Genomic DNA, 4570 nt, shown 5'->3' with positions numbered 1-4570 from the left:
GCTGTCGGAACTGGCCGGGTCGATCGGGATGGAAGCCGCCGCGCGCCGATGGCGGCGGGTCCATCAGGCCGTCATTGACTTGGACCGTCGGATCCGGGTGCTGGATCTCCCCTGCGGCTGGGCGCCGCGGCCCGAGCTTTATCTGGCCGGCAGCCGTCTGGATGAGGTCGGCCTTCGAAAGGAAGGCCAGGCCCGCCAGGCAGCGGGACTTCCGTCGGCGTTCCTTGAGGCGGGCGAGGTCGCGGGGCGTTTTGACATCGCGGCTCGGGCCGCGCTCCTGTCGGACGCCGCCTTCGAGGTCGATCCCGTCGCCCTCACCCTGAGTCTTCTGGCGATGGCGCGACGTCGCGGCGCCAGCCTGACCTTTCCGATCAACGTCAGTGACGTCGAACCCCAGGCGCTGGGCGCCCGGCTTCGGTTCGACGGCGGCGGCGAGCTGACGGCGGGGCAGGTGGTGCTGGCCACCGGCTATGAGGCGGCGCGGGCCGATCTCCCGGAGGCCTTCACGCTCGGCTCAAGTTTCGCCATCGCCACGGCGCCGGGGGTCGCGCCGAGATGGGCGCAAAAAGCGATGATCTGGGAGGCGTCGGACCCCTATCTCTATGCCCGGCAGACCGCCGACGGCCGCGTGATCGTGGGGGGAGAGGACGAAGACCTGGTCGATGCGGTGGCGCGCGACGCGATGATCGCAGACAAGGCAACCATCCTGAAGCGCAAGGCCGAACGCATGCTCGACAGCAGGCCGCTCGAGATCGACTGCGCCTGGGCCGCGACCTTTGGATCCTCGCCGGACGGCCTCCCGGCGATCGGCCGCGCGCGGTCAAACCGCAGCCTCTGGCTGGCGAGCGGCTTCGGCGGCAATGGGGTGAGTTTCGCCAGTCTCGCGGCGGATCTGATCTGCGCGGAGCTCTCGGGTGCGCCCGACCCCGGCGCAACGGACTTCGATCCCTACCGGTTCGAGGCCGGCTAGCTCAGCCCGCGGGACCAGCTGCTGACTTGGCTCCGCCGGCGGCGCTTGATGTCGGGGCCGCGCCTGCGACGAGACACCCCGACTGTCGCCGACGGTCGGGTCGCCTTGGGATCAGAGGTCGCGCGCGGCGGCCGGGGTCCCCAAGGAATGTGAGGTGGGACCCTCGTCAACGGTCGCGGCGGCGACACGGATGCGAGCACGCTTCTCGGATTTGGCGCATGGGACGGAACGCCGCGCGGCCTCAGGTTAAGTATTCCTTGGCCAGGTCGCTCTAGGGTCGGTCGTCGGAAAACTTCGCCTGGGGAGTGGATATGCCATCGAGTCCTGCTTGGACCCGCCAGGCCGCGGTCGCCGCTTGTCTGGGCGTCTGCTATGTCCTCAACCTCTGGCTCACCAATGTCCTGCGTGAACTGACCGGCGGCTTCGACACCATATGGACCGCCAACGCCTTCGTGATCGGCGCCGTGCTGCTGCTGCCGCGTCGTTGGGCGCCGGCCTGCCTCGCGGCCGGCTTTTCCTTGCAGGTGGCGGTGATCTTGGCGTTTCAGCACGCCGCTTTCGACGCCGTCGCCTATTCCCTGCTCAACCTGGTCGAGGCCATCGCCGTCGTGGCCCTGGCGCGACGGTTGAACGTGGTGCGGCTGACGACGCCAGCCCGGTTTGCCGTCTTGGTCTTCCTGGTCCTTGCACCGGTGCTGCTGCTGGGCGCGGGTTTGCTGGGCGTCGTGGCCTTTGCGCTGAACGGTGAATTCCCGCTGGCCATGGTTCTGGCCCGGCTGGCCGCGAAATTCCTGGGCATGTCGCTTGTCCTGCCGGCGATCCTGCTGCTCGGGGCTGGGGGCGGGTCGGCGATCATGACGCCGCGGCGCTGGGAAACCCTGGGTGCCTATCTCCTTGCCGCCGGCGTGGCGGCCCTGATCTTCACGCCGGTGGGTCCGATCGCCGTCATGGCGCTGTTCCCGGCGGTGACGCTGCTGGCGGTGCGGACCGGCCCGCGCGTCGTGACCGTGGCGGTGGCGTTGATCTGCGCCGTGTTGCTCGGCCTTGGCGTCACTCGCGGCCCGCCGAGCCTGGTTGGGGACGGCGGCGGTCTGTCCCACGAGGTCAGCCTGGCGCAGGTCTACCTGGCCATGCTCTTCGCCGCGGGTGTTATTCCGGCGCTCATGGCGACCCATCAGCAGCGCCTTAGGCGCCTTCTGCTTCGCCGGTCGCTCGGAGACCGGCGCGCGCGCGCGCGGGCCGAAGCGGCCTCGGTGGCCAAGACGAGTTTTCTGGCCACCATGAGTCATGAGATCCGCACGCCGCTGAACGCGATCCTGGGCTTCGCCCAGGTGCTGGATCGCAAGGCCGATTTCAGCGCCGAGAGCCGCCACCAAGTCGGCTTGATCCGCCGCTCCGGCGAAGCGCTGTTGAGCGTCGTCAACGACATCCTCGACTTCTCGAAGGTCGAGGCCGGGCGGATCGAGCTCGACCCGAGAGCGGTGGACATCGCCGGCGTGTGTCGCGACGCGCTGGGGATCGTGGCCGAAAGCGCCGAGCGCAAGGGCTTGAATCTCACGATGTCGGTCGAAGGGGATCTCGCGGCCGCCTACGTCGTGGACGACCATAGGTTGTGCCAAGTCCTGCTCAACTTCCTCAACAACGCGGTCAAATTCACCGACACGGGCGACGTCGTCCTTTCGCTGTCCGTCGCGCCAGGGGACGAACTCGACCGCCTGCGGATCGCGATCACCGACACCGGGCCCGGCATACCGGCGCAGGCGCAGACGAGCCTCTTCCAGCGCTTCAGCCAAGTCGACAACACCGTCAGCCGCAACCACGGCGGGACAGGCCTGGGTCTGGCGATCTGCAAGGGTCTGATCGAGGCCATGGGCGGCCGGGTCGGCGTCGCCTCCAAGGTCGGCCAGGGCTCCACCTTCTGGCTTGAAATCCGTCTCGCCCGGGGCGCTCCGGCGGTGTCGGCCGAGGCGGAGGCTAGGGAGGCCGACGCGGTCGGCGCCCATATCCTGCTGGTCGACGACCATCCGATGAACCGCGAGCTGGGCGTCACCCTGCTCAACCTGCTCGGATGCACGGTCGACGTGGCCTGCGACGGCCTTGAGGCGATCAAGGCGGCGGAAACCTGTCGTTACGACGCTATCCTGATGGACGTCCACATGCCGGGCCTGGATGGCCTGGCCGCCACGCGCGCCATCCGGCGCCTGCCGAGCGCCGCGGCGTCGACGCCGATCATCGCCATGAGCGCCGACGTGCTGCCCGAGCAACTCGCGCGGATGAAGCAGGCCGGGATGATCGATAGCGTGGAGAAGCCGGTGAGTATCGCCGACCTTCACGCTTGCCTGGGACGTTGGGTGGGGCGTGACGCCGCCGGCGCGGAAATCGCGGCGTGATCCTGTCGACCTGACTCCGGCTCATCGCGTGGCGAGGAAGGCGTAGCGATTGACGCTGAAGAAGAACTCATCGCGGGCGATCAGTTCATCCTGGTCGCGACGCCAGGCCACAACCTCATCGGCGTCGAGGCCGAAGCGATCGGCGTTCGTGCGCGCGTAGTCGTGGATCGTGCGCATCATGCCGCCAGCGTAGCTGACCGACTGCCAGCGCGGCGACAGCATAGGCACGATCTCCACGCGCCGGACCTCGAAACCGGCTTGCCGCAGGAGCGGCCCCAGCTTCGCGGGCAGGTGAGGGTCGGCGAGATGGCCGTCCCAGCAGGCGAGCACCCGATCCATGCGGGCGGGGTCGGACGCGTGCCAGACGAGGCTGCGCCAGTCGGTGTCGAGGATCAGCGCGCGGCCGCCAGGTCGCAGCACCCGATGAAGTTCGACAAGGGCCTGCTTTATGTCGGGAACATATTCATAGACCTGGGTCGCGACGGCCGCGTCGAAGGCTTCATCCGGGAGGTCCAGCCCGCCGGCGTCCCCCTGTCGGACGGAGGCCTGGGGCAGGTCGGCCAGCCTTCGCTCGGCCGCCGCCACCATCGCCGGGGCGTTGTCGAGACCCACCATTCGACCGGCCGGTCCCACCAAACGCGCGATGTCATGGGCCAGCAGCCCGGGCCCGACGCCGATATCCAGGATCTGTTCGCCCGCGCGAGGCGCGAGCAGGTCGATGACGCGGGCCCGTTGGGCGACGACATCGGGCGACAGATAGATGGCCTCAAGCGAACGGGCGGCGGCCTCGTCGAAGGTCAACTGGCTCATGCTGTGGGTCCTGGCGGCGAAGGAAGGATTCTAGCGGACGGCCGGCCTCGCGATCCACCGATTAGAACCTGGCGTCCGGAGGCTTGGCTTCGTCTGGCAGTGGGTTGTCCCCAGCGCCGATGGACCGGAGCGCCTGCGGCTCCGCGAGCCAAGCTGGCGCCTAGATCGAGAGGTCTTGACGACGAGGGTCAGATTCGCGTTGAGACATGCGACGTCGTCCTTGGAGGAAGAGCCTCGCCGCCGAAAAAGTGTGCGAGCCTTAAGGACGCGCAGGCCGGTTTCCGCCCTGCGACCGCGTGCGGCTAGGTCTGTCAGCGGCCGCGAGTAAACGGGTAGATCACCGCCACGACGGCGATCACCAACCGGTTCATTTCTTCGCGGCTTGAGCGAGCATCCGGGC

At 68.5% G+C, this 4570-nt stretch carries 3 protein-coding genes; 2 read left to right on the top strand and 1 reads right to left on the bottom strand.

Annotation, left to right across the window (positions count from 1 at the left end; translation table 11 throughout):
* Positions 1-970 (top strand): FAD-dependent oxidoreductase (locus RMO04_RS03680; RefSeq protein ID WP_309643441.1); only part of this gene is annotated, 970 nt, incomplete at its 5' end.
* Positions 971-1281: 311 nt separating this feature from the next.
* Positions 1282-3360, top strand: coding sequence for an ATP-binding protein (locus RMO04_RS03675; protein ID WP_309643440.1), 2079 nt, complete (start codon positions 1282-1284; stop codon positions 3358-3360).
* 21 nt (positions 3361-3381) lie between these two features.
* On the opposite strand, the gene RMO04_RS03670 is transcribed toward RMO04_RS03675, so the two are convergent.
* A complete protein-coding gene (locus RMO04_RS03670; protein ID WP_309643439.1) occupies positions 3382-4170 on the bottom strand; it encodes a methyltransferase domain-containing protein in 789 nt (262 codons plus the stop codon).
* Positions 4171-4570 lie beyond the last annotated feature (400 nt).

This window comes from Phenylobacterium sp., from assembly GCF_031412415.1.
Taxonomy (GTDB): domain Bacteria; phylum Pseudomonadota; class Alphaproteobacteria; order Caulobacterales; family Caulobacteraceae; genus Phenylobacterium.
This window is presented reverse-complemented; position numbering and strand designations above follow the sequence as displayed.

Excerpts from the sequence above, each read along its gene's own strand:
- RMO04_RS03675 (WP_309643440.1), top strand. The coding sequence starts at position 1,282 with ATGCCATCGAGTCCTGCTTGGACCCGCCAGGCCGCGGTCGCCGCTTGT.
- RMO04_RS03670 (WP_309643439.1), bottom strand. The coding sequence starts at position 4,170 with ATGAGCCAGTTGACCTTCGACGAGGCCGCCGCCCGTTCGCTTGAGGCC.